Origin of the sequence: Streptomyces ureilyticus (assembly GCF_011045025.1) — a bacterium.
Taxonomy (GTDB): domain Bacteria; phylum Actinomycetota; class Actinomycetes; order Streptomycetales; family Streptomycetaceae; genus Streptomyces; species Streptomyces ureilyticus.
In genome coordinates, this window is the sequence record NZ_JAAKZX010000048.1 from 13,279 (window position 1) to 38,007 (window position 24,729).

Annotated in this window: 19 protein-coding genes; 13 read left to right on the plus strand and 6 right to left on the minus strand. The window is 70.9% G+C overall.

What is annotated here, in order from left to right:
• The first annotated feature begins 6 nt into the window (after positions 1–6).
• The 13 genes from G6048_RS17460 to G6048_RS17520 are packed head-to-tail and all read left to right on the plus strand — an operon-like array spanning position 7 to position 14,636.
• The gene (locus tag G6048_RS17460) at positions 7–1,548 is read left to right on the plus strand and encodes a right-handed parallel beta-helix repeat-containing protein (RefSeq protein ID WP_165340468.1); all 1,542 of its coding nucleotides are present in this window, start codon (positions 7–9) and stop codon (positions 1,546–1,548) included.
• 1 nt (position 1,549) lies between these two features.
• Entirely contained in the window at positions 1,550–2,863 is a 1,314-nt protein-coding gene (locus G6048_RS17465; RefSeq protein ID WP_165340469.1) for an O-antigen ligase domain-containing protein, read from the plus strand.
• 8 nt (positions 2,864–2,871) lie between these two features.
• Positions 2,872–4,116 carry a glycosyltransferase gene (locus G6048_RS17470; RefSeq protein ID WP_165340470.1) on the plus strand — a complete coding sequence of 415 codons (1,245 nt, stop codon included), beginning with the start codon at positions 2,872–2,874 and terminating at the stop codon, positions 4,114–4,116.
• Entirely contained in the window at positions 4,113–5,357 is a 1,245-nt protein-coding gene (locus tag G6048_RS17475) for a class I SAM-dependent methyltransferase (RefSeq protein WP_165340471.1), read from the plus strand. The genes G6048_RS17470 and G6048_RS17475 overlap by 4 nt, the downstream gene beginning before the upstream one ends.
• An 11-nt stretch (positions 5,358–5,368) precedes the next feature.
• On the plus strand, positions 5,369–6,190 hold the full coding sequence (locus G6048_RS17480) for a glycosyltransferase family protein (RefSeq protein WP_165340472.1): 822 nt from the start codon (positions 5,369–5,371) through the stop codon (positions 6,188–6,190).
• Positions 6,187–6,834, plus strand: coding sequence for a PIG-L deacetylase family protein (locus G6048_RS17485; RefSeq protein ID WP_165340473.1), 648 nt, complete (start codon positions 6,187–6,189; stop codon positions 6,832–6,834). The genes G6048_RS17480 and G6048_RS17485 overlap by 4 nt, the downstream gene beginning before the upstream one ends.
• Positions 6,835–6,837: 3 nt before the next feature.
• Entirely contained in the window at positions 6,838–7,872 is a 1,035-nt protein-coding gene (locus G6048_RS17490) for an NAD-dependent epimerase/dehydratase family protein (protein ID WP_165340474.1), read from the plus strand.
• Positions 7,873–7,892: 20 nt separating this feature from the next.
• Positions 7,893–9,167 (plus strand): DUF4910 domain-containing protein, encoded by a 1,275-nt coding sequence (locus G6048_RS17495; protein ID WP_165340490.1) that lies wholly within the window; start codon positions 7,893–7,895, stop codon positions 9,165–9,167.
• A complete protein-coding gene (locus tag G6048_RS17500; protein ID WP_165340475.1) occupies positions 9,164–10,471 on the plus strand; it encodes an MATE family efflux transporter in 1,308 nt (435 codons plus the stop codon). The genes G6048_RS17495 and G6048_RS17500 overlap by 4 nt, the downstream gene beginning before the upstream one ends.
• Positions 10,468–11,469 (plus strand): glycosyltransferase family 2 protein, encoded by a 1,002-nt coding sequence (locus tag G6048_RS17505; RefSeq protein WP_165340476.1) that lies wholly within the window; start codon positions 10,468–10,470, stop codon positions 11,467–11,469. The genes G6048_RS17500 and G6048_RS17505 overlap by 4 nt, the downstream gene beginning before the upstream one ends.
• Positions 11,466–12,713: a polysaccharide pyruvyl transferase family protein gene (locus tag G6048_RS17510; protein WP_165340477.1), complete on the plus strand. Its 1,248-nt coding sequence runs from the start codon at positions 11,466–11,468 to the stop codon at positions 12,711–12,713. The genes G6048_RS17505 and G6048_RS17510 overlap by 4 nt, the downstream gene beginning before the upstream one ends.
• An 11-nt stretch (positions 12,714–12,724) precedes the next feature.
• Positions 12,725–13,276, plus strand: a complete 552-nt coding sequence (gene rfbC, locus G6048_RS17515) for a dTDP-4-dehydrorhamnose 3,5-epimerase (RefSeq protein WP_165340491.1) — start codon at positions 12,725–12,727, stop codon at positions 13,274–13,276.
• Positions 13,277–13,283: 7 nt separating this feature from the next.
• A complete protein-coding gene (locus tag G6048_RS17520) occupies positions 13,284–14,636 on the plus strand; it encodes a glutamate-1-semialdehyde 2,1-aminomutase (RefSeq protein ID WP_328826220.1) in 1,353 nt (450 codons plus the stop codon).
• 32 nt (positions 14,637–14,668) lie between these two features.
• Here G6048_RS17520 and G6048_RS17525 read toward each other — a convergent pair whose 3' ends face one another.
• From G6048_RS17525 to G6048_RS17550, 6 genes are all read right to left on the minus strand, one after another.
• A complete protein-coding gene (locus G6048_RS17525; RefSeq protein ID WP_165340478.1) occupies positions 14,669–15,355 on the minus strand; it encodes a phosphatase PAP2 family protein in 687 nt (228 codons plus the stop codon).
• 712 nt (positions 15,356–16,067) lie between these two features.
• The gene (locus tag G6048_RS17530) at positions 16,068–19,178 is read right to left on the minus strand and encodes an alpha-N-acetylglucosaminidase (protein ID WP_165340479.1); all 3,111 of its coding nucleotides are present in this window, start codon (positions 19,176–19,178) and stop codon (positions 16,068–16,070) included.
• A gap of 75 nt (positions 19,179–19,253) precedes the next feature.
• Positions 19,254–20,168 (minus strand): beta-glucosidase, encoded by a 915-nt coding sequence (locus tag G6048_RS17535; RefSeq protein WP_165340480.1) that lies wholly within the window; start codon positions 20,166–20,168, stop codon positions 19,254–19,256.
• Positions 20,165–21,109: a hypothetical protein gene (locus tag G6048_RS17540; RefSeq protein ID WP_165340493.1), complete on the minus strand. Its 945-nt coding sequence runs from the start codon at positions 21,107–21,109 to the stop codon at positions 20,165–20,167. The genes G6048_RS17535 and G6048_RS17540 overlap by 4 nt, the downstream gene beginning before the upstream one ends.
• Positions 21,110–21,114: 5 nt before the next feature.
• Positions 21,115–22,563, minus strand: coding sequence for an alpha-L-fucosidase (locus G6048_RS17545; RefSeq protein ID WP_165340481.1), 1,449 nt, complete (start codon positions 22,561–22,563; stop codon positions 21,115–21,117).
• An 11-nt stretch (positions 22,564–22,574) separates the two neighbouring features.
• Positions 22,575–24,725 carry a GDSL-type esterase/lipase family protein gene (locus tag G6048_RS17550; protein WP_165340482.1) on the minus strand — a complete coding sequence of 717 codons (2,151 nt, stop codon included), beginning with the start codon at positions 24,723–24,725 and terminating at the stop codon, positions 22,575–22,577.
• Positions 24,726–24,729: the final 4 nt, after the last annotated feature.

The window sequence follows — 24,729 nt, forward strand, 5'->3', positions numbered from 1 at the left end:
GGACGCGTGGGGATGAAGTGGCGGAACTGGGCGAGCTCGTCGGCACCGCTGGCGGTCGTCCTGCTGGTGGCGACCGGCTGTACGAGCACGCCGGACGACGCCCGGGCGAAGCCGACCGGTACGCCCTCCACATCCGGGGCGCCCTCCACATCCGTGGCCCGGGTGTGCGCCAAACCCGCGGCCGGTCCTGCGAAGGCGCCGACGGGCGCGGTGACGGTCGACCCCGCAGTGGTCGGTGACCTGGCCGAGAAGACCGAGAGCAGCCCTCCGGGCACCACGTTCTGGCTTCGACCGGGCACGCACAGGCTCGTACCGGAGCAGTACGCCCAGGTCATCCCCAAGAAGGGGAACCGCTACCTCGGGGCGCCCGGCGCGGTGCTCGACGGCCGCAAGACCAACCAGTACGCGTTCGGCGGCGGTGCCACCAACGTCACCATCCGCTACCTGACCGTGCAGCGTTTCATCGCGCCGCACGACGAGGGCGTGGTCAACAACAGTTCGTCCGACGGGTGGGTGATCGAGCACGCGACGATCCAGAACAACTCGGGCGCCGGGATGATGGCCGGTGCCCGCCAGCAGGTCCGCGCCAGTTGCCTGCGTGACAACGGCCAGTACGGCATGAACGCGTACAAGAACGGCGACTCCATCCGCGGCCTGGTGGTCGAGGGCAACGAGATCGTGGGCAACAACACCGGCGACTGGGAGCGGCAGAAGCCGGGCTGCGGCTGCACCGGAGGGATCAAGTTCTGGGCCGTCAACGGCGCCGACATCCGCGGCAACTGGGTGCACGACAACCGCGGAGCCGGGTTGTGGGCGGACAACAACAACAATGACTTCCTCTTCGAGAACAACGTGTTGGAGGCCAACGACGGCACCGCGCTGATGTACGAGACCAGCTACAACGCGGTCATCCGGAACAACACGATCCGGCGGAACAACTGGGTCGAGGGCCGCAGGTCCGCCGACCGCGGCGACAACTTCCCGTACGCGACCATCTACGTGTCCGAGGCCGGCGGCGAACCACGCGTCCCAGCCCGCACGGACAAGATCGAGATCTACCGGAACGTGCTGGAGAACAACTGGAACGGGATCACCCTGTGGGAGAACGCCAACCGGTTCTGCAACAGCCCGGCCAACACCTCGACCGGTTACTGCACGTTGCTGGTGAAGGACACCAAGCGCTGTGCGAAGCCGGCGATCGCCACCGCACCGCTCTACGACGACTGCCGGTGGAAGACCCAGCGAGTGGACATCCACGACAACCGCTTCCTGCTGGACACGTCCGTCGTCGAGTGCACGGATCAATGCGGCCGAATGGCGGTCCTCTCCAACTACGGCACCTATCCGGACTGGTTGCCGTACAAGGGCAAGCGGGTGGCCGAGGCGATCACCCACAAGCAGCACAACCGCTGGCACGACAACGTCTACCGCGGGCCGTGGGACTTCACCGCGGTCGACACGGACCAGAAGTTCGACTCCGGGCAGTGGCAGGGCACGCCGTACCGGCAGGACGCGGGCAGCACCTTCGACCCACGGGCCGGTGGTTGAGATGCACGGAGACCTGAAGCGCGGCGTCCTGCCGGGCGGACCGGATACGACGGTCACGCAGCCCGGCGCCGAACCGCGCCCTGCTGCCGGCACACCGAAGGCCGTCGGGATCGTCTGGGCGTTGCTGGGCCTCAACACGCTCGGCTCCGCAGGGGCGAAGACCATCGTCCCGCTGCCTCGCTCCCTCATCCAGATGGTCACCATGGGCGCGCTGGTCGCCGCGTTCGCGCTGGCGCTCGCGCTCAATCGCCGGCTGCGCATCCGACCCAGCGCCTTCGTGTTCCTGCTCACCCTGCTGCTGGTGCCGAGCGTGATCTCCAGCGTGAACCTGGAGGTCGGGTTCGGCGCGCTGTTCCGCTGCGCCCGGTTCGCTCTCTTCGTCGGCACGCTCTGGCTGCTCACCCGATGGTGGGACGGCAGCCTGACGTTCGTCCGGCACCACATCCGGATGTACTTCGCGGTGCTCGGGTCGGCGGCCGTCGGCCTGGTCATCTCACCCGGCGCGGCCATGCCCGAGACCTACGGCGGACGACTCGTCGGCGCGTTGTGGCCGCTCACCCCGCCGCAGATCGGCCAGTACGCCGCAGTGATCACCGGGCTCACGGTCCTGCTCGTAGTGGGCCGCCGGACCACCAGGGGCAGCGCGGCGATGGTCATCGTGCCGTCACTCGTCCTGCTCGCGCTGACCCATACCCGGACGGCCACGGTCGGCCTGCTCATCGGCCTTGTGCTGGCGATCGGTTCGCTCGTCCTGACCAGCGCCGCCGCCCGCCGCTTCTTCTCCTGGGCGGTGGTGGTGTCCGTGGTGGCCGCGGTGGGGTTCGCCTCCGCGCTGCAGGCGTGGTTCCTGCGCGGACAGAGCAAGGAGTACTTCACCAGCCTCACCGGTCGGGCCAAGGTCTGGGACGCCCTGCTGGCAGCGCCCCGGACGACCTCGGAGCAGGTGTTCGGCATGGGCCTGGGCGACAAGTCGTTCGGCGGGCTGCCGATCGACAACAGCTGGCTGGCCGCTTACCACGAGCAGGGGCTGATCGGCGTCACCATCGTGGCGGCGATGCTCATCGTCCTTACCGGCGTCGCGCTACTGCGACCACCGTCGCTGCCGAGGGCCTGCGCGATCTTCCTGATCAGCTACGTCGGGATCTCGTCGTACACCGAGGCCGGCCTTGGTGACGCCTCGGCGTATCTGCTGCATCTGGCCTTGGCCGCCTCGCTGCTTGCGGCACCTGCCGCGGCCGAGCCCCTCTCGACGGCCACGCCCCTGACGACGCCCGCAGTTCCCCGACGACGTATCCCGCGATGGGCCCGGAGGTGACCTTGAGCATGCATGTCCTCGTGGTGCACAACCGCTACTCCTCGGCGCAACCGAGCGGGGAGAACAGAGTCGTCGACCAGGAAGTGGCGCTGCTGCGCGCGGCCGGCCACCGGGCCGAGGTGTTCGAGCGGCGCAGCGACGACATCGCCGGCCGGTCCCTCGTCGGCAAGGCCGCGGTGCCGCTCCTCGTGCCGTGGAACCCGGCGGTCCGCAAAGAGCTCGCCGCCCGACTGCGCACCTCACGCCCAGACGTGGTGCACGTCCACAACGTCTTCCCGCTCCTGTCGCCCGCGGTCCTCGCCGCCTGCGCCGACGTCGGCGTACCGGTCGTCGCCACGCTGCACAACTACACCCAGGTCTGCTCGCCCGGCACGCTGCACAGGGACGGCCGGTCGTGCACCGACTGCGTCGGGTCGAGGGCGTCGCTGCCCGCCGTCCGGCACGGCTGCTACCGGAACTCCCGGCTTGCGACGGTGCCGCTCGCGGTCAGCCTGACGGTCAACCGGCGGCGGTGGTGGTCCGGCGTGGAGCGGTTCTTCTGCATCTCCGAGGCGCAGCGCGACCTCCTGGTGCGGTCCGGCATGCCACCCGAGCGGCTGACGCTGAAGCACAACTTCGTACCCGACCCCGGCGCCTGCCGAACGGGCGCCGGCGAGCAGCTGCTCTTCCTCGGCCGGCTCGCGGAGGCCAAGGGCGTACGGCTGCTCATGGCCGCGTGGGACGAGATCGCCGCGGGCGGCGGTGTGGGCGTGCCGCTCGTGCTCGCCGGCGCGGGGCCGCTGGAGCGAGAGGTGACCGCCTGGGCGGCGGGCCGGGACGACGTGCGCTACGTCGGCCTGCTCGACCCGGCTCAGGTCCGGCAGGCCGTCGCGCGGTCGGTCGCCGTGGTGGCTCCCTCGATGGCCCCGGAGACGTTCGGCCTGGTGGTCGCGGAGGCGATGGCGGCGGGGGTCCCGGCCGTCGCCGCCGGTCACGGCGCCTTCGTCGAACTCCTCGAGGACGGGGTGACCGGGCTGCTGCACCAGCCGGGCGAGCCCGCCTCGCTCGCGTCCTGCATGCGCCGGATCGCGGCCGAGCCGGACCGCAACCAGGAGATGGGCCAGGCGGCCCGGCGCAGCTACGAGCAGCGCTTCAGCCCGGCCGTCGGGCTGGAGCGACTGGTGGATGAGTACCGCACCGCGATCGCGGGTCGGTCAGCACTGGCTCGCGGCGGGGACACCCGCGCGAACAGGGGGGATGGGGACAGTAGATGACACGATGCCGACTCTGCGGCTCGGAAGCGCTGGCGAGCGTCGTCGATCTTGGGGCGACCCCGCCGTGTGAGAGCTTTCTCGCCGCGGACCAACTGGACATGCCGGAGCCTGCGTACCCGCTGCACCTGCGGATCTGCACCGACTGCTGGCTGGCGCAGATCCCGCCGCTGATCACGCCGGAGGAGACGTTCAAGGAGTACGCGTACTTCTCCTCGTACTCGACCTCCTGGGTGGAGCACGCGCGCACGTTCGTCGCCGACGCCGTACAGCGGGTGGGACTCGACACCGAGGGCTCCGACGCCTTCGTGGTCGAGGTCGCGAGCAACGACGGGTATCTGCTGCGGCACGTGGTGGACCGGGGGATCCGCTGCCTCGGCATCGAGCCGTCGGTGAACGTCGGCGCCACGGCGCGGGACGCGGGTGTGCCCACGCTCACGGAGTTCCTGAGCCCGGACACCGGCTCGGCCGTCCGCGCCGAGCACGGCCCGGCGGACCTGGTCGTGGCGAACAACGTGTACGCGCACATCCCCGACGTGGTCGGGTTCACCCAGGGGCTGCGCGCCCTGGTCGCCGACGACGGCTGGGTCTCCATCGAGGTGCAGCACCTGCTGACCCTGATCGAGGAGAACCAGTACGACACGATCTACCACGAGCACTTCCAGTACTACACGGTCGCGTCCGCGACCCGAGCCCTTGCGAGCGGCGGACTCACGCTCGTGGACGCCGAGTTGCTGCCCACGCACGGCGGCTCCATCCGGCTGTGGGCCCGGCCGACCGAGGTGGCGGGCGAGCCGTCGCAGCGGGTGGCCGACGTGCTGGACCGGGAGAAGGCCGCCGGGCTGCAGGAGCTGTCCGGGTACACCGAGTTCTCCGCCCGGGTGGCCAAGGTCCGCCGGGATCTGCTGCGGTTCCTCATCAAGGCGGCCGAGCGCGGCGAGACGGTCGTCGGCTACGGCGCCCCGGGCAAGGGCAACACCCTGCTCAACCACTGCGGCATCCGCCCCGACCTGCTCCCCTACACGGTCGACCGCAACCCCTACAAGCACGGCAGGTTCACGCCGGGCACCCGCATCCCGATCCTGCCGCCGGAGCAGATAGCCGCCGACAGACCGGACTACGTCCTCGTCCTCCCGTGGAACCTGCGGGCCGAGCTGGTCGAGCAGCTGTCCTTCGTGCACGACTGGGGCGGCCGGCTCGTCTTTCCCATCCCGGAACTGAGCATTGCCGAGGCCGCGTCGTGAAAGGGCACAGCATGAAGGTCGTTCTGTTCTGCGGCGGTTACGGGATGCGGATGCGGAGCGGTGCCGCGGACGACGTGCCCAAGCCGATGGCGATGGTCGGCCCGCGACCGCTGATCTGGCACGTCATGCGCTACTACGCGCACTTCGGGCACAGGGAGTTCATCCTCTGCCTCGGCTACGGGGCCCACCACATCAAGGACTTCTTCCTCAACTACGAGGAGACGGTGTCCAACGACTTCGTGCTGCGAGGCGGGCGGACCGAGCTGCTGTCCACCGACATCGCCGACTGGACGATCACGTTCGCGCAGACCGGCATCGAGTCACCGATCGGGGAGCGGCTGCGCCGGGTGCGGCACCACCTGGACGGCGACGAGATGTTCCTCGCCAACTACGCCGACGTGCTCACCGACGCCCCGCTGCCCGAGATGATCGACCGGTTCGCGCAGCGCGACGCCGGTGCGTCGATGATGGTGGTGCCGCCGCAGTCGTCGTTCCACTGCGTGGAGTTGGGCGAGGACGGCCTGGTGGGGGGCATCACCGCGGTCAGCGAACTGCCGCTGTGGGAGAACGGCGGCTACTTCGTGCTCCGCCAGGAGGTCTTCGATCACATACCGGAGAACGGGGACCTGGTTGCCGACGGCTGCGCCCAACTGGCCAAGCAGGGCCGCCTCGTGGCGCACCAGCACCGCGGCTTCTGGAGGCCGACCGACACCGTGAAGGAGCGGGCCGCGCTCGACGCCGCCTACGCCCGGGGCGACCGCCCGTGGGCCGTGTGGGAACGGGACGGTGCTGGCGCGACCGGCACCAGAGACGGCGCCGGGGTGAGCGCGTGATCCGGCTCGGGGCCGGGCGCCTGGACCGGATCGTCGCGGTGGGCGCGCACTGCGACGACATCGCCATCGGCGCCGGCGGCACGCTGCTGACGCTGTGCCTCGCGCGGCCGGGTCTCCGTGTCGACGCCCTGGTGCTTTCCGGCGGCGGCAGCGAGCGCGAGCAGGAGGAGCGGGCCGCGCTCGCCGCCTTCTGCCCGGGCGCCGACCTGCGGCTGACCGTGCTCAAGCTGCCGGACGGCCGGATGCCCGTGCACTGGGACGAGGCCAAGGCCGCGGTCGAGGAACTGCGCGCGCAGACCGACCCGGATCTGATCCTGGCCCCGCGCACCGACGACGCGCACCAGGACCACCGCGGACTGGCGCAGCTGATACCCACCGCCTTCCGCGACCACCTCGTACTCGGCTACGAGATCGTCAAGTGGGACGGCGATCTCGGCCGTCCGGCGGCGTACCAGCCACTGTCCCCGGAGATCGCCGAACAGAAGGTGCGGCTGCTGCAGGAGCACTACCCCTCGCAGCGGCACCGGCCCTGGTACGACCGGGAAGCCTTCCTCGGCCTGGCCCGGATCCGCGGTATCGAATGCCACGAGCGCTACGCCGAGGCGTTCGCCGTCACCAAACTCACGCTCAACCTGGGGGATTGAACCTTGCGCGTACTACTGACCGGACACCAGGGCTACCTGGGCACCGTCATGGCCCCGGTCCTCACGGCCGCCGGACACGAAGTCGTCGGCCTTGACGCCGGCCTGTTCGCCGACTGCGTCCTCGGCCCGACGCCCGCCGACCCGCAGGGGCACCGGGTCGACCTGCGCGACGTCACGGCCGACCACGTGGCCGGGGTGGACGCCGTGATCCACCTGGCTGCCCTGTCCAACGACCCGCTGGGATCGCTGGCGCCGGAGCTCACCTACGACATCAACCACCACGCGTCCGTACGCCTCGCCCGGCTGGCCCGCGACGCCGGAGTGCGGCGCTTCCTGTACGCGTCGACCTGCTCGGTCTACGGCGCCGCCGGCGACCCCGACTTGTCGAACTTGGTGGGCGAGGACGCCCCGCTGCGCCCGGTGACGCCGTACGCGGAGTCCAAGGTGCGGGTGGAGGACGACCTGCACGCGCTGGCCGACGGCGACTTCACCCCGGTGTTCATGCGCAACGCCACCGCCTTCGGCTACTCGCCCCGGCTGCGCGCCGACATCGTGCTGAACAACCTGGTGGGCCATGCGCTCCTGTCCGGCGAGGTGCTGGTGCTCTCCGACGGCACCCCCTGGCGCCCGCTGGTGCACGCCGCCGACATCGCACGGGCCTTCACAGCCGCGCTGACCGCGCCACGGGAAGCGGTGCACGACCGGGCGTTCAACATCGGCAGCGAGATCAACAACGTCACGGTCGCCGAGATCGCCGAGCAGGTCGCCGAGGCGGTGTCCGGCGCGAAGGTGGTGATCACCGGGGAGAACGGTGCCGATCCGCGGTCGTACCGGGTGGACTTCTCCCGGTTCCGCGCCGCGATACCCGGCTTCGACTGCGAGTGGACGGTGAAGCGGGGTGCGCTTGAACTCGCCGACGCCTACCGGGAGTTCGGGCTGACTCGGGAGGACTTCGAGCGACGCTTCACTCGCCTTGCCGTGCTGCGCGCGGCGTCCGAGGCCGGCACCGTCGACGACACGCTGCGGTGGCGCCGATGACCTCGGCCGGCGAACAGCCGATGACCACCGCCGGCGACGAGATGTACGCGCTGGTGGAACGGCTGTACCCGCTGTGGCGGAGCATCACAGGGGACGGCGTGCGCGCCACCCTGGACATCGTCGGCGAGTACATCCCGCTGCAGGTGCACGAGGTGCCGACCGGGACGCAGGTGCTCGACTGGACGGTGCCGCAGGAGTGGAACATCCGCGACGCGTACATCGCCGACACCACCGGGAACCGGGTCGTCGACTTCGCCGCGTCCAGCCTGCACGTACTCGGCTACAGCGTGCCGGTGTCGGCGACCATGCCGCTGGCCGAGCTGCGCGCACACCTGCACACCCTGCCGGAGCACCCGAACTGGGTGCCGTACCGCACCAGTTACTACAAGCCGGAATGGGGATTCTGCTTGGCCCAGGACACCCTGGACGCGATGCCGGACGGCGAGTACGAGGTCCGCATCGACTCCACCCTCGCCGACGGCCACCTCACCTACGCCGAGCATGTGGTCCCCGGGCAGGTCCCCGACGAGGTGATCGTCTCCTGCCACGTCTGCCACCCGTCGCTGGCCAACGACAACCTGGCCGGCATCGCGGTGGCGACGTTCCTGGCCCGGGCGCTGGACCGGCAAACGCCGTACTACACCTACCGGTTCATCTTCGCGCCCGGCACCATCGGGGCGATCACCTGGCTGGCCCGCAACAAGGAGCGGGTGGAGCGGGTCAGGCACGGGCTGGTGCTGGCCTGTGTCGGCGACCCGGGCCACCTGACGTACAAGCAGAGCAGGCGCGGCGACGCGGAGATCGACCGGGTGATGCGGCACGTGCTGGCCGCCTCCGAACGTCCGCACCGCGTCACCGAGTTCACTCCGTACGGCTACGACGAGCGGCAGTTCTGCTCGCCCGGGTTCAACCTTGGCGTCGGCTCGCTCACCCGGACCCCGTACGCCGGCTACCCCGAGTACCACACCTCGGCGGACAACCTGGACTTCGTCTCCCCGGAAGCGATGGCAGACACCCTCTCCGTCTGCCGCGAGGCGTTCGCCGTCCTGGACCGCAACCGGCGGTACCTGAACCTCAGCCCTTACGGCGAACCGCAGTTGGGCCGACGCGGGTTGTACGACGCGATCGGCGGCCGCAGCGACACCAAGCAGGCCCAGATGGCCATGCTCTGGGTGCTCAACCTCTCCGACGGCGAGCACAGTCTGCTGGACGTCGCCGAGCGGTCCGGGCTGCCCTTCGACACCGTCGCCGCCGCGGCCGCAGCCCTGCACGGCGCCGGGCTGATCAAGGCATGACACCGGTGACCGCAGAGGGGGAGGATCCGCAGACAACGGCGCCATCGGCCGGATCCGCCAAGCGGGCCCTCGCCGGCCGGCTGTCCTGGGGACTGGCCGACCAGGCGGCCTCCAGCATGTCCAACTTCGCGGTGGGCATCTACGTGGCCCGCTCGCTCGGGGTGACGGCGTTCGGCGTGTTCACCCTCGCCTGGGTGACTTACGGCGTCGTGCTCAACGTCTCTCGCGGCCTTGCCACCGACCCGCTCGTTGTGCGCTTCAGTGGCGTGCCGCACGCTTCCTGGCGCGCGGCGGTGGCCCGGTCGTCGGGTACCGCGCTCGGCGTCGGTACCGCCCTCGGCACTGCGTGTCTGGTGATCGGACTGGGTGTCGGCGGCCGCGTAGGGCCCGCGTTCGCCTGCCTCGGCGTCGTCCTGCCGGGGCTGCTGCTCCAGGACGCATGGCGGTTCGCGTTCTTCGCCGCCGGCACCGGGCGGAAGGCTTTCGTCAACGACGTGGTGTGGGGCGTCGCGCTCGTCCCGGCCATGGTGGTGGCGGCCCGCGTGGGCAGCGTGTCCGCTTTCGTGCTCGCCTGGGGCGGGTCCGCCGCGGTGGCCGCGGTGTACGGCTGCTTCCAGTCCGGCATCCGGCCCCACGTGACCGGTGCGCGCGACTGGCTTCGCGCGCACCGCGACCTCGGGTACCGGTACCTGGTCGAGAACGTCAGCAACAGCGGCGGGGGCCAGCTGCGGGCGTACGGGCTCGGCGCGATCGTCGGGGTCGGCGCGGTGGGCGTGATCAGGGGCGCCGAGCTCCTGCTCGGCCCGTTCACGGCTGTGCTGATGGGGCTGTCCCTGGTCACCGTCGCGGAGGCGGCACGGGTGCTGCGGCGGGCCCCGCGGCGGCTGGGGAAATTCTGCCTTCTCCTTGGCGGCGGGCAGGCCGTCGCCGCGCTGCTCTGGGGCGGGGCGCTGCTGCTGGTCCCCGACCGGGGCGGCGAGTTCGTGCTCGGCGGCGTCTGGAGCGCTGCCTCGGAGCTCATCGTGCCGGTCACGCTCGGCGTCGCGGGCGCAGGACTCGGCACCGGCGCGGCGGCCGGGCTGCGCGCGCTCGGCGCGGCCCGGCGCAGCCTGCGCAGCCAGCTGATCGCCTCCGCCTGTTACGTCAGCGGCGGGCTCGGCGGGGCGGCCGTGGCCGGCACGGTCGGCTCGGCCTGGGGCGTCGCCGCCGCGATCGTCACCGGCTCGGCCGTGTGGTGGCTGCAGCTGCGGTCCGCCCTGCGCGAGCACCACCAGAACACCCTTCGCGAAGTGAGGACGTCATGACCGCCCATCCCCGGCTGAGCATCGGCCTGCCCGTGTACAACGGCGAGGAGTACCTCGCCGAGTCGCTCGACGCGCTCCTCGGCCAGACCTACGAGGACTTCGAACTGGTCATCTCCGACAACGCCTCGACCGACGGAACCCAGGACATCTGCCGCACATACGCGGCCCAGGACTCACGCATCCGGTACATACGCCTGTCGCGGAACGTCGGCGCCGCACCGAACCACAACTACGTGTTCACCGAGTGCCGCGGCGAGCTGTTCAAGTGGGCCTCGCACGACGACCTCTACGCCCGCGACCTGCTGCGGCGCTGCGTGGAGGCACTGGACGCGCGGCCCGACGTGATCCTCGCGCACGCCGACCAGGCGGTCATCGACGAGGACGGCCGGGTGAAGGTCCCGTACGAGTACACGCTCGCCACCGCCTCGCCGCACGCACCGGAGCGCTTCCGCAGCATGCTGTTCGAGCCCGGCGGCGACGACTTCTACGGGGTGATGCGGGCCGACGTGCTGCGCAGGGTGAAGCCGCACGACAGCTACCACCACGCGGACCGCACGTTCGTCGCCGAGATCGGCCTGCACGGGCCCTTCCACCAGGTGCCGGAGCTGCTGTACTTCCGCCGCGACCACCCCACCCGCGCCGAGCGGGCGAACCCCAGCAAACGCTCCCGGTGCGTCAACCTCGACCCGCGCCGGGCAGGCCCGCTGCACCCGACGCCCCGGCTGCTCGCCGAGTACGTCGGGGGCTTCGTTACGGCGATCCGGCGGGCGCCGTTGTCCTCGGCCGACCGGCGCGCGTGCTACCGCCACCTGGCGGCATGGATGACCAGCCGGGCCCGCCCGGGCGCCGGCGAGCGGGTCGAGGACCGTGCCCCGGTCGACCCGGCCAAGCTCAGCGTCTCCGTCGACGCCCTCGTCGCCGGGCGTGAAGTCCGTGAAGTCCGTGGAGTCCGTGGAATCCGTGGAGGTCGCGAAGGTCGTGAAGGGAGGCAGGCATGACGTCCGCGAACGAACCTCCGGTGCGCGTCGGGGTGTTCGGCCTGCTCGGCTCCGGCAACCTCGGCAACGACGGGTCGCTCGAGGCCGTGCTCGGCTACCTCCGCGCCGAGCACCCGAAGGCGGTCGTGGACGCGCTGTGCGGCGGACCCGAGGTCGTCGCGGCCCAGTACGGGATCTCCGCGACGCGGCTGCACTGGAACCGTGGGGAGTACCGGACCGCGTCACGTGCGGGCGCGATCGCGGCGAAGGGGCTGGGCAAACTCGTCGACGCCGTCCGCACCGCAGCCTGGGTGCGCCGGCACGACGTGGTGATCGTGCCGGGCATGGGCGTCCTGGAGGCCACGCTGCCACTGCGGCCGTGGGGCTTCCCGTACTCGCTGTCCCTGCTCTGCGCGAGTGGCCGGTTGCTTCGCACCCGGGTCGCGCTGGTCGGTGTCGGCGCCGCCCCGATCAGCGACCGGCCGACCCGGGCCCTGGTGCGCTGGTCGGCACGGCTGGCCGCGTACCGCTCGTACCGTGACGTCCAATCCCGGGACGCAATGCGGGAGATGGGCGTGGACACCACACGCGACGAGGTCTACCCGGACCTGGCGTTCGCCCTGCCGACGCCGGAGGCGAGCGCGCCCCCGGACGGCCCGCAGGGCACGGTCTGCGTCGGCGTCATGGACTTCCACGGCGGCAACGACGACCGCGCCCGGGCCGAGGAGATCCACCGGCGCTACCTCGACGGAACAACTCGCTTTGTCCGTGCGCTGGTCGAGGACGGCAGGCCGGTCCGGCTGCTCACCGGCGACGAGTGCGATACGCCCGTGGTCGCCGCGATCATCGACGCGGTGGACTCGCCGCTGGTCACCGCCGCCGAGGCGGCCTCGCTGGCCGACCTGATGAAGGAGACGGCGGCTGCCGACACCGTGGTGGCGACCCGGTACCACAACCTGATCTGCGCGCTGAAGGTCGGCACACCGACGCTCGCACTCAGCTACGCGGCGAAGAGCGACGCGCTCATGGATCGGATGGGGCTTGGCGCGTACTGCCACCCGGCTCGCGAGGTCGACGCCGACCGGCTGCTCGAGCAGTTCCGGGCGCTGGAGAAGCGATCTGCGGAGCTGCGGCGGACCCTCACCGAACGGAACCTGGCCGCCGCCCGGCAACTCGAGGACCAGTTCACCGCCTTGACCGTGGCCCTGTTCCCGGCGACCGACCACACCCACGCGCAAGCCCACGCTCGGCAGGAGGCTCCATGAATGCGCCCGGAATGAAAGTGACCGAAGTCCCGGAGATCGCCAGGGCGTACCTGTTCGAGCCGACGCCGTACGCCGACGAGCGCGGCTTCTTCTGCCGCACCTTCGAAGCCGACGTGGTCCGCTCGGTGGGCCTCGACCCGGACGCCTTCGTCCAGGACAGCCTGTCCCGCTCGGTCCGGGGCGTGCTGCGCGGCCTGCACCTGCGCTCCGGCGCCGGCGAGGCCAAGCTGGTGCGGTGCTCGTACGGGAGGATCTTCGACGTCGTCGTGGATCTGCGGCCGGACTCGCCGACGTACCGCAACCGGGCCTTCTTCGAGCTGTCCGACGAGACGCAGGCGACCTTGTACATCCCGGCGGGGTGCGCGCACGGCTTCCAGGCGCTCACCGAAACCACCGACACCTCGTACCGGATCGACCGCCCCCACGATCCGGCCGAGGACGTGACGATCGCCTTCGACGACCCGGAGCTCGCCATTCCCTGGCCGCTGTCGGTCACATCGATGTCCCAGCGGGACCGGGAGGCGCCGAGCCTCGCCGAGGTCCTGAAGCACAGAGAGAAGTGAGGCCGGCGTGCACACCGAAATCACCGAAGAGACCGAAGAGACCGAGGAGTTCGTCCTGCCCCGGTCGCGGATGGCGAACGAGCGGCTGCACGCCATGATCCCCGGGGGCGCGCACACCTACGCCAAGGGCGACGACCAGTACCCCGAGAACCTGGCCCCGGTCATCAGCCACGGCCACGGTGCCCACGTGTGGGACATCGACGGCAACCGCTACATCGAGTACGGCTCCGGCCTGCGGTCGGTCAGCCTCGGCCACGCCCACCCACGCGTGATCGAGGCGGCGCGGCGGGAACTCGACCGCGGCAGCAACTTCGTCCGGCCGTCCATCGTGGAGGTCGAGGCCGCGGAACGCTTCCTGGCCACGGTGCCGACCGCCGAGATGGTGAAGTTCGCGAAGAACGGTTCCGACGCCACTACCGCCGCGGTGCGCCTCGCCCGAGCCGCCACCGGGCGCCCGCTGGTGGCCATCTGCGCCGACCATCCGTTCTTCTCCGTCGACGACTGGTTCATCGGTACGACGCCGATGCCCGCCGGCATTCCGGCGGCGACCACCGAGCTCACCCTGTCATTCCCCTATGGGGACCTCGCCGCCACGGAGGAGTTGCTCACCCGCCACCAAGGCGAGATCGCCTGCCTGATCCTCGAACCCGCCACCCACACCGAGCCGCCGCCCGGGTACCTCGCCGGCCTGCGCAAGCTGGCCGACCGGCACGGCTGCGTACTGATCTTCGACGAGATGATCACCGGCTTCCGCTGGTCCGAGGCGGGCGCCCAGGGCCTGTACGGCGTCGTCCCCGACCTCTCCACGTTCGGCAAGGCGCTGGGCAACGGATTCGCCGTCTCCGCGCTGGCCGGGCGCCGCGAGCTGATGGAGCGGGGCGGGCTGCGTCACTCCGGCGACCGGGTGTTCCTGCTGTCCACCACGCACGGTGCGGAAACGCACTCCCTGGCAGCCGCGATGGCCGTGCAGACCACCTACGTCGAGGAGGGCGTCACCGCGCAACTGCACGCCCTCGGCGAGAGGTTGGCCGCCGGTGTCCGCGACGCCGCGGCGAGCATGGGCGTCGGCGACCACATCGTCGTCCGGGGCCGGTCCAGCAACCTGGTCTTCGCCACCCTCGACGAGAACCGACAGCCGTCGCAGCAGTACCGCACCCTGTTCCTCCGGCGGATGCTCGCGGGCGGGGTGCTGGCCCCGTCGTTCGTGGTGAGCAGCGCGCTCAGCGACGCCGACATCGACCGCACCGTGGAGGTGGTGGCCCAGGCATGCGCGGTATACCGGAAGGCCCTGGACGCCGCCGATCCCACCCCCTGGCTGGCCGGGCGACCGGTGAAGCCCGTATTCCGCCGCCTGGCGTGACGTGGCGTGACGTGACGTGAGGTGACGCGACGTCAGCGGCGCTCCTGCCGACCGGCGTCGGCCATCTCATCGCCCAGCCGGTCGGCCGTCCGATCGACCAGCCACGCGGTCGCCGGTACCACGGCCAGCGCGGTGCACCAGCCGCCGAGGACGTCGGTCGGGTAGTGCGCGCTCAGGGCGACCTGCGCCCAGCCCATGGCGGCGCCGGCCACCAGCGCCGCGGCGAGTACGAGCAACGTGCCGCCCGTCCTGCCGAGGCCGAACCGGCCGGTCGCGAGCAGCGCCACCACGAGCGCGAGCGCGGTGAGGAAGGCGGTGTGCCCGCTCGGGTAGGACAGGTTGCCGTCGCCGTGGATGGTGCGTCCCACCAGGGGCTTGAGCAGCTTCGTCGTCGCCACTGTCATGCCGGAACCGGCAACGATGAGCACCGCCGCGCGTGGCCGCCGAAGCAGCAGGCAGCCTGCGACGGCGGCCACGACCAGCATCGCGGCCCCGGCGGGCTCTCCCAGGAAGTCCGTGGCCAGAGCGACGCGCCGCCACGGCGGCCCCACGCTGTCCGCCGTCGGCTCGACGATCCACCTGTCCACCCTGCCAGGCTCGCTGTGACCGGCGTACAGGACCCCGAGCACGACGACCACCAGCGCGGCGAGCGCCGCGATCAGCCCGAGCCACGCGCGCAGCGACGGGGCCAGCACCGCGGGCGCCGACCGGCCGGTCACACGCCCACCGCGTCCGGTCGACCTGCGACAGTGACCTTCTCGTCTGCCGTGCGCGGCGTGGGGCGTTGCGGGATTACGCGGCCGCTCCGCCGACGCCGCGGGACCGCGACAAGACGCTGACCGCGCCGGCGGAACCGGTGACCCCGCCCCACGACGGCGGGGCGTTGTTTCCGGACGGCGACTGCTTCTACGGCCCCAGCGAAAGCCCGCACTTCGTCGCCGAACTCGACCGCGCCGCAGCTCCCTACGTGGCGGCGGTCGAGCCCCGCGAGAACCGCCCGCTGCCGCCCGCCGATATCGTCAGCCTTTACGGGCTGCGCGGCTGGACCGAGCAAGATGACAAACCCGTCAAGCATCAACTGGGCTGGGCCGACTTCCAGTGCTCCGGCCAGGCGATCCAACGCGAGCCCCCCGTCGTGTCCGACTCCCGAACTCGCCAGCGTGGCCACCGCCCTGGCCAAGGTCATCGGGATCAGCCTCTGCGCGTCACCCTAACCAACAACCGGTCGCGGCGAACCGCCGTCGGACAGTTTCGGAGTGTGAGCAGCTTGCGCCGTCCATGGTCGAAGGAGAGGCGCCTGCCGGGCAAAAGCCCCGGTGAGGCGCCTCTTTTTCGGACACTCGGAAGAACCCGAGCGGTCGTTGGCCCGGGAACGGTCCGGATCTTGATCCGTGAGCCGGACCCGCCGCGCGGCCGTCACGGTCACGGAGATCACGCCACCGTGAAACCGTCGAACGTGGCGATGCCCCGCGCGCCGTTCCAGCCGTTGGCCGCGGTCATGAAGACCCCGACGTCCTGTGCGGCCGTCGCGCCTCCCGGCGTGGCCGTGCCCACCGTCGTCCAGGTGACACCGTCCGCGCTGGCTTCCCCGATGTACGAGGCGCCGGACCTGGTCAGCCGCAGCCGCACCGGCGCGGTGAAGGAGCCCGACAGCGCGATCGAGTCGAAACGGCCGTCACCGTCGGCGTCCCAGCTCAGCGCGCAGCCGTTGGACGGCGTGACCGCCAGGTTCACATAGCCCGCGCTGCCCTGAGCGCCCAGGTCGTTGCGGACGACGAGGCCCGCCCGCGCCCAGCCCCCGGTCGCGTCCTGGGACATGACCATGACCTCGGCCACGGTTCCGTCGCCGTACGCGCCCGCCCGGTACACCGCCCCGAACTCGTTGGTGGCGCCCCACAGGTCGGCCCCGGCACCCTCGACGGCGATCTCGTCGCCGGCCTGGCCGAACACGGCGTCGTTGTAGGAGACCGTGCGGTACGGGTCGCCGACCCCTGCCGCGGCCACCAGCCGTATCGGCGCGACCGCCTTTCCGCCGCCCGCGTACGCCGCCGCTACGACGACCTGGCCGACCAGTTCCGTCGGCTCACCCGCGAGAGAGACCTCGAAGCGAGCGGCGAACGTCTCGCCGGACGCCACCGACTCGGTGCGCACCGGATCGAGCGGCTTCACCGCCATGCCCTCGGGGGCGGTGACGGAGAGGGTCACGTCGCGTGCCGCCGCGAACCCGTTCCTGTTGGTGAAGGTGGCTGTCACCGTTGCGGGCGTGTCCTCGGCCACCGCTCCCCGGTCGGCCCCTGCGGTGAGGGCCGCCTGATGGGGAGTGGCGGCGAGCAGGTCGCGTACGCGGCGGGCCAGGGCGTACGGGGAGCCGTGGGGCTCGGTCGGGTGCGTCTCGTGCGCGTGCGCCCAGCGGTCCTCCAGGGCGAACCAGTCGATCGTCGCCGGGTCCTTGCCCGTGGCGAGTCCCTTGGTGAGCGCGTCGAAGTACGTCTTCCAGCGGGTGCGGTACAGGCCGCCGACCAGCCCGGACCACTCCCGGTTCGCGTAGTCGTGCAGGCCCTCTTCGCTGCTGGCGCGTCCGCCCCAGGTGGTGAGGAGGGAGCGGGCGTCGTACTCCAGGCGGTCCTTCTCTGCTCGGTCGGCGCCCCAGGAGCGTGCGTCGGCGAGCCACCGCCCGAGCAGGTGCGGGCCGGAGGCCGCCAGCAGGTCGTCGAGGAGATCCATCCAGTGCAGCCAGGTCCCGGTCAACTTGCCGAACAGGGCCCTTTCCCCGGCCTCGTACGCGGCCTTGATCTGCGGCAGCAGGACACGGCTGCGGTTGGACAGGACCTGCCGGGCCACGTCGACGACGTCGTAGCGATACGCCGAGCTGTCCCTCAACTCCGCTCGCACGGCAAGGAGTTCGGTGAGTGCGCTGTCGAAGGTGGTGGTGTCGTAGCGGTCCTTCTCCGGGCCCCAGGCGGCGGCCTTGTTCGCCGTCAGGCTCGGACGGGCGCCGAACAGTCCGTCGGGTGCCTCGCTCCAGGAGTCCGCGCGGGACATGTTGTACGCGGTGTCGCGGATCGTCTGCCAGGCCGCGGCAGCGTGCCGGTCGGGGCCGCCGTAGCGGGAGAGGGCGTAGGCGGCGAACCAGTCGTCCAGGTCGATGACGCCGGGTGTCCAGGCCAGGTCGGTGAGGAGGGCGAGGGCGGGCGCGTTGTTGTCGGCGGCCTCCGGCATCGCCGCGATACCGGCGAGCGAACTGCCCTCCTTGTCACGCCACTTGGGGTACTGCTCCACCCAGTCCGGGGCGTTGGCGCCCATCGGGGTGTGGCCGCCGAAGTTCCAGATGCTGCCGAAGGCGTACGGGGTGCCGTCCCAGTCGCTCTCCCGGTCGGTGACGGTGGTGTAGCGGTCGGACAGGCCGTCCACGATCAGCATCCGGGACTTGTCGACCCCGTCGAGCAGCGCCTTGGACGGGTTGGACTGCCAGCCCAGGATGGCCCAGATCGCGCCCGGGTGGGCTTTCTGGAGCGCCCTTTCGACGGCTGCCGCGGCCTCGTTCACCGGCACGTCACCGGGGTTGCCGCCCTCGTGCAGCAGGTCCATCTTGTACATCGTGCTGTCGCCGAACCGCTCCGACTGGGCCCGGTAGAAGGCAGCGGACACCTCGTCGAAGGCCGTGGTGCGCGGGTCGAGCCAGTCGGGTCGCTTGAAGGCGCCCCAGTCGCCCTGGGGGACCACGGCCGCGTCCCCGCCGTGCTTGGCGACGAAGTCGTCCGGCACGGTACCGAAGTAGCCGGGCAGGACCGGGGTCATGCCCAGTTCCCGTACCCGGTCGGCGATCTTCCGCGCGAGCTCGGCCCGGCGCTCGATGAGCCGCCGGGACACCGGGCCGCCGAACCCCGACATGTTCTGCAGCAGCCACCACGGCTGATGGGCCGGTGCCGGTATCCACGCCCGCATTTCGGCGTCCGAGTAACCGAACTGCCGGAAGGTGTCGTAGTAGACGGCGTCGCCGCCGGTGTAGACCAGCACCCGGTTGATGCCGTGCAGCGCGAGCACGTCCAGCTCGCGCTCCCACGCGTCCCAGTCCCGGTAGGGGCCGGTGTAGCCGTCGTTGGTGTCGTTGAGGGCGAACCTGTGCGGCACGTTCGCCGATCCGGCGATCTCCCCGTCGGGGGCGGGCAGCAGCCTGGGGAGGTTCAGCTGTTCGCCGTTCCAGGAGATGTCGGCCTTTGCCACCCGCGCGAGATAGGTGTTGAGGCCGGTGAGCAGCACCGCCGGGCTGGTGCCCTCCACGGTGATCGCCCCGGCCCGGCCGGTGACCTTGAACCGGTCGGCGCTGTCGGCGGCCGGCGCGCGCAGCGTCACCTGCCGGTGGTGGTCGGGCAGCAGCCGTCGCAGCGCGACCGACGCGGGGGTCGTGTTGAACGGCTTGCCGGCCTTGTCCGCGGCCCCTGGTGCGGCGTGGGCACCTGACGGCGTCAGCAGCACCACTCCGCCGAACGCGGCCGCTCCGGTCAGCAGGCGTCTACGGCTGAGGGGTTGATTGCCTGTCATGAACGTCCTCTCAGAACTTTTCGGATCTTCCGAGCCGCGGTGCGATGTGGTGGTCGCACCGCGCCGCGGCTCGGTTCAGGCGACGGTCATCGCGAAGATGTGCAGAGCGGGACTACCGCTCGGCAGGCCGTCGCTGACCTTCGGCAGCACGACGGAGTGCAGTTCCTTGTCCTCCAGCTCCACGCCGAAGGTGTAGAGGCTGATCGGGTTCCTGTCCTGGCCGGAGGGGGTGTTGCGGTACGGCAGTACCACCGCGGCCTCGGGGTTCGCCCAGTACCAGTCGGGGACCTCGACGGAGAAGGCCTGCTCCGTACCGTCCGCGTACACGACCTTCCCGGACCCCTTGCCGTCGCCCCAGGTGCAGGTGCCGAGGAAGGCCAGCCGCGAGCCGGTGCCGGACAGCCGCACGGTCTGCCCGGAGGCCACCACGTTGTCCTTGGCCCCGGGCTCGGTGTCCGGCCAGGTGAAGGCCGTCCCGCCGTAGGTGACCGAAGCTCCGGGAGTCAGTCCGACCGAGGCCAGCGCCTGGGCGGACAGGCTGGAACGCGAGGCGTCGATGTCGGCGACGGCGGTGGCGTCGTCGGAGGAGATGCCGGCGTTGTCGAAGGCACTGGCCAGTGACCTGTACGGCAGTTTCAGCGACGAGGTCGCGCGGGTGCAGTCGGATCCGTGCTGGTGCACGTCGAAGAGCGCGTGTGCGATGCAGGGGACCACTCCCTCGGCGTCGTCGGGGAGCCGGGTCTTCCAGCTGCGGGTGACCGACCGTCCGGGCGCGATGCCGCCCAGGCCGTCCGACTCCGCGATGTCGCCCGCGGCGAGGTAGAGAACGGTGCCGCGCAAGGTGATGCCGGTGGTGTTCTTGAGGGTAGCGGTCAGGGTCACGGCCTGGCCCGGCCCGGGGGTGGCCGGGGTGACGGTGAGGGAGACGGGCGGCGGGAGGAAGTCCTGTTCGGGGCGGTAGGCGGCCTGGGCGAGGCGATGGGTTGTCATCTCGTCTCCACTGAGAAGTGGTCGAACACGGCCTGCACGGTGGTGCCGGGGTAGTTGAGGTTCACGGCGCTCGCCACCACGCCGGCGTCCAGGGCGCCGCTCGCGGAGGGGACGTTCACGCTCGCGATCTCGGTCCAGGAAAGGCCGTTGTTGACGCTGGAGTACGCGGTGTAGGTGGTGCCGTCGCGGACCAGGCGCAGCCAGGCGGGGTGGGTGGAGCCGCCGCCACCGGCCCAGGTGTCGAGCCGTCCGTTGCCGTCGCTGTCGGTCATGAACTCCAGGCCGAACGACTTCGACATGGTGAGGACGGCGTAGCCGCCCTTCTCCGGGGCGGTGAGGTCGTTGGCGACCGCGATGCCGTACTTGGCGGTGGGGTTGTCGCTGCCGGTGAGGCTGACCGTCTTGACCTGCACCACGCTCGCCTCGGCGGCGGAGCCGGGACGGAGGATGCCCCCCTTCTCGTCGGTGCCGCCGGAGAAGTCGCGGCCGCCCGCCCAGATCACCAATTGGCTGCCGTACTGGCCGAATTTGGCGTCGTCGGTGGTGGCGAACGTCCGGTACGGGTCCCTCACCCCGTTGGGTTCGTAGGGCACCGTGACCGTCGTCGCGGACCGCGCGCAGTCGCTGCTGCGCCCGTCGACGTCGAAGACCACGTGCGCGGTGAACGACACGTTCCCGGCCACGTCGGCCGGCATCGCCGTCTCCCAGCGCCGGGTCGTCTTCGCGCCGCGCCGCAGATCGCCGAGCGGGATGGTCTTCGCCGCCGTGGTGGCGCCGGGGTCGATCAGGTGGAGCACGGCGTTGCGGAGCGGGAAGGGGCAGTCGTTGGTGAGGACCGCGGTGGCGGTGACCGTGTCACCGGCGGCCGGCTCGGCCGGCTGCGTGGTGACGGTGAGGGTGGGCCCCAGGGCGTCGAACCGGGTGTCGTTGCGGATTCCCATGCCGGTCACCGGGCCCAGTCGACGGTGAAGACGTTGGCGATGTCGCTGGGCAGGTTGGACGGGACGGTGATGTTGATCTTTCCGTCACGGCGGGTCCACCTCAGACTGCCGCTCTCGCCGAGCAGCCGGATCCGGGAAGTGGCGCTGATGGGGATGTCGCCGGGCACCGAGAGGGTGCCGCTGGGCGCGCCCAGCACGATGATGTTGAACTTGCCCGGGGAGACGGTGTAGCGGATGCCGAGCGAGCTGCCCTCCTCCTCCGCCCGCACCCAGGGCGTCGACCCGTAGATCGCCGGGCCGTTGACCTTCAGCCAGGCGCCGATGTCCCGCAGCCGCCCCTGCATGATCTCGGGGATCGTGCCGTCCGGCCTGGGACCGATGTTGAGCAGCAGGTTGCCGTTCTTGCTGACCACGTCGGCGAGCAGCTGGATCAGGAACTCGGAGGTCTTGTAGTCCTCGTCCGGCTCGTGCTTGTTGTAGCCCCAGGAGTAGCCCATGGTCATGCAGCACTCCCACTTCTGGGGATCCATGGTCGGATTGGTGCGCTGCTCGTAGGTGGCGAAGTCGAAGTGGGTGTCGAAGCGGTCGTTGACCACGACTCCCTTGGGCCTACGACGGTTCTTGGCCTGGTTGTAGTAATAGGCCAGGGGTTCCTCACTGCGCCACGGCGGTTCGCCCGTCGGCCGGAACCACTGTCCGTCCGCCCACAGCAGCTCCGGGTCGTAGCGGTCGATGATCTCGTAGAGCTGCTTGAGCTCGTAGTCACCTATGTAGTCCTCGACCGGCTTGTAGCCGGTCATCGGGATTTCCTCGTCGGTGTAGAAGTTGCGCATCGGCCGGCCGATCGCCGGGTTGAAGTACTCGCCGAGCGAGTAGTACAGGCCCGGCCGCACCGTGCCGCGCTTGCGGGCCGCGGTCATCAGCTCACCGACGAGGTCGCGCTTCGGCCCGTACGCCACGGAATGACGGTCCGTCACCTTGCTGGGGTAGAGGGCGAATCCATCGTGGTGCTTGCTGGTCAGCGCGAAGTACTCGGCGCCCGCCTGCTCGAACAGCTTCACCCAGGCGTCGGGATCGTACTTCTCGGCCTGGAACTGCGGGATGAGGTCGTCATAGGTGACGTCCTCGCCGTAGGTGTCGCGGTGGTACTTCCACTCGGCGGTGTCCTTGGTGCTCTGATACCAGAGGTACCACTCGGAGGCGCTTCTCGGGGTCGCGCCGGCGATCACCGAGTAGACGCCCCAGTGGACGAAGATGCCGAACTTGGCGTCCTTGTACCAGCGCGGCACCGGGTGGGTGTCGAGGGAGGCCTTGGTGGGCTGGTAGTCGGGTATGCCCGGGGTCCCGGACACAGCGCCCTGTGCGAGCGCATGGGCGGTGCCGGGCGGGGCGAGCAGCACCGCGCCGCCGAGGGCGGCCGCCGTGGTCATGAAGTGCCTGCGATTCACTGCCATGGGGAGACCTCTCACTTGGTGGTGGAGAAGGAGTCGAATACGGCGGTGGTGGTCTGGCCGGGGTAGTTGAGGTTGACGGCGCTGGCGACCAGGCCCGCGTCGCCGTCGCCGCTCGCGGACGGCACGGTCACGGCGGCGACCTGCTGCCATGCGGTGCCGTCGGCACTGGCGTAGGCCGTGTACTCGACGCCGTCGCGGACGAGCTTCAGCCAGGCGGGGTGGTACGAACTGCCGCCCCCGGCCCAGGTGTCGAGTTTCCCGTCGCCGTCGCTGTCGGTCAGGAATTCCAGGCCGAACTGCGCGGACATGGTCAGCACGGCGTAGCCGCCCTTCTCCGGCGCGGTCAGGTCGTTGGCGACGGCGATCCCGGCCTTGGCGGAGGGCCCGCTGCCGGTCTGTCCGACGACGCGGGCCGTCACGGAGCCCGAGGCGGGCGCGGCGCCCGGCTGATGGATGACGGCCTTCTCGTCCTTCCAGCCGGACAGGTCCTGGCCACCCGCCCAGATGGCGAACTGGTCGCCGTTCTGCGCGTATTGGGCGTCAGTGGTGGTGGCGGTCGTCAGGTACGGCGCCCGCACGCCGGACGGAACGGGGGTGACCGTGGCGTCCACCTCGTCGGTGTCGAACCGCTGCTTGCCGTCCTGGCGGTAGGAGCTGCGGACACTCAACGGATGGGTGCCCCACACGGCGTCCGACCCGGGGGTCACGGTCCAGGTGACGGTGGAGCTCTCACCCGGGGCCAGGGTGCGGATACGCGCGCCGCCTGCCGGATCGGCGGACCAGCCGGCCGGAAGATCCAGCCGGGTACGGACGTTGGTGGCCGCCGAGCGGCCGTCGTTGGTGACGGTCGCCGTGATCTTCGTGCCCTGGCCGCCGGCTTGCAGGCTCGGCCGGTACGGGGTGAGCCTGACGCGGGTCGACGGACAGTCGCGGGCCGCCCCGAGAGTGGTGAGGTCGACGGCGTCGGCGAACGCCTTCATCCCGGTGTCGTTGGGGTGCAGATGGTCACCGGAGTCGAAGGCGGCGGCGTAGCGGGCGGGGTCCTCCGGATCCCGTACGGCCTTGTCGAAGTCGGCGTAGTCGTCGAAGACGCCGCCGGAGTCGCGCACGAACGCGTTGACCTTCTGCCGGTCGGCCTCCTTGGCCTCGGTCCACCAGTCACCCCAGCCGCGATACGGGACGACCGTCGCGCCGATCACCCGCAGCTCGCGGGCGTGCGCGCGGCGCGCGATCTCCTTCATGCCGTCGATCACCTGGTCGCCGGTGGCGCCGCCCCAGCTGAGGTCGTTGACGCCCTCGAAAAGAATCACCGTCCGGGCGCCCGGCTGTGCCAGCACATCGCGTTCCAGCCGGTCCAGCGCCGACGGGTTGCCGTCCACGCCGGCCGTGATCCGGTTGCCGCTGATGCCCTCGTTCAGCACTCCGGCGGTGGTCAAGCAGGCTGACAGCCGCCCCGCCAGATAGTCGGGCCAGCGCCGGTTGGCGTTCGCCGTGGAGGACGCCCCGTCGGTGATGGAGTCACCGAGCACCACCACGGCGCCCGCCGTGTCACCGCCGCGTACGTCGACACCGGTCAGGAACGGGAAGGTGGAGTCGGTCCTGGTGAAGGCGTCCCCGTCGGCGTCCGAGGCGTGGTCGCCGCCGCCGTCGGGCGTCCAGTACACGGTCTGGAGACCCATCCAGTGCTGGCTGATGTGGATGAGCCGACCGGGGAAGTACAGGCTGACGACCAGGTCGCTGCGGGCCGGCACGGGGACCCGGACGGCATCGCTCACCGCCTGCTCCCCGGCGGCGATGGTCACCTCGTCCTTGCCGCCGAACCGCAGCTCGTACGGCATCGCGACGGCCGAGCCGCCGTCACCGCGCCCCACGGTCGCGTGCCCGATCGTCACCGGCTCGGTGGTGAAGCCGTTGGTCAGGCGGATGCGTACGCTCGACCCGCCGGCGCTCACCCGCACCGGTATCCGTACGGTCACCTCCGAGGTGCCCGGGTCGTACGAGGCGTGCTGTGCGGTCGCCCAAGTCCCTGTCCACTCCGGCTGCTTGGTCTCGGCCGCGGCCGGAGTCACCGGGAGCAGGGCCGCCAGGACGGCCGCCACGGCCGTGGTCAGGGCTGCGAATCTTCGGCGTTCACGCAGGTGTCCACGTAGATGTCCGAACACGGGT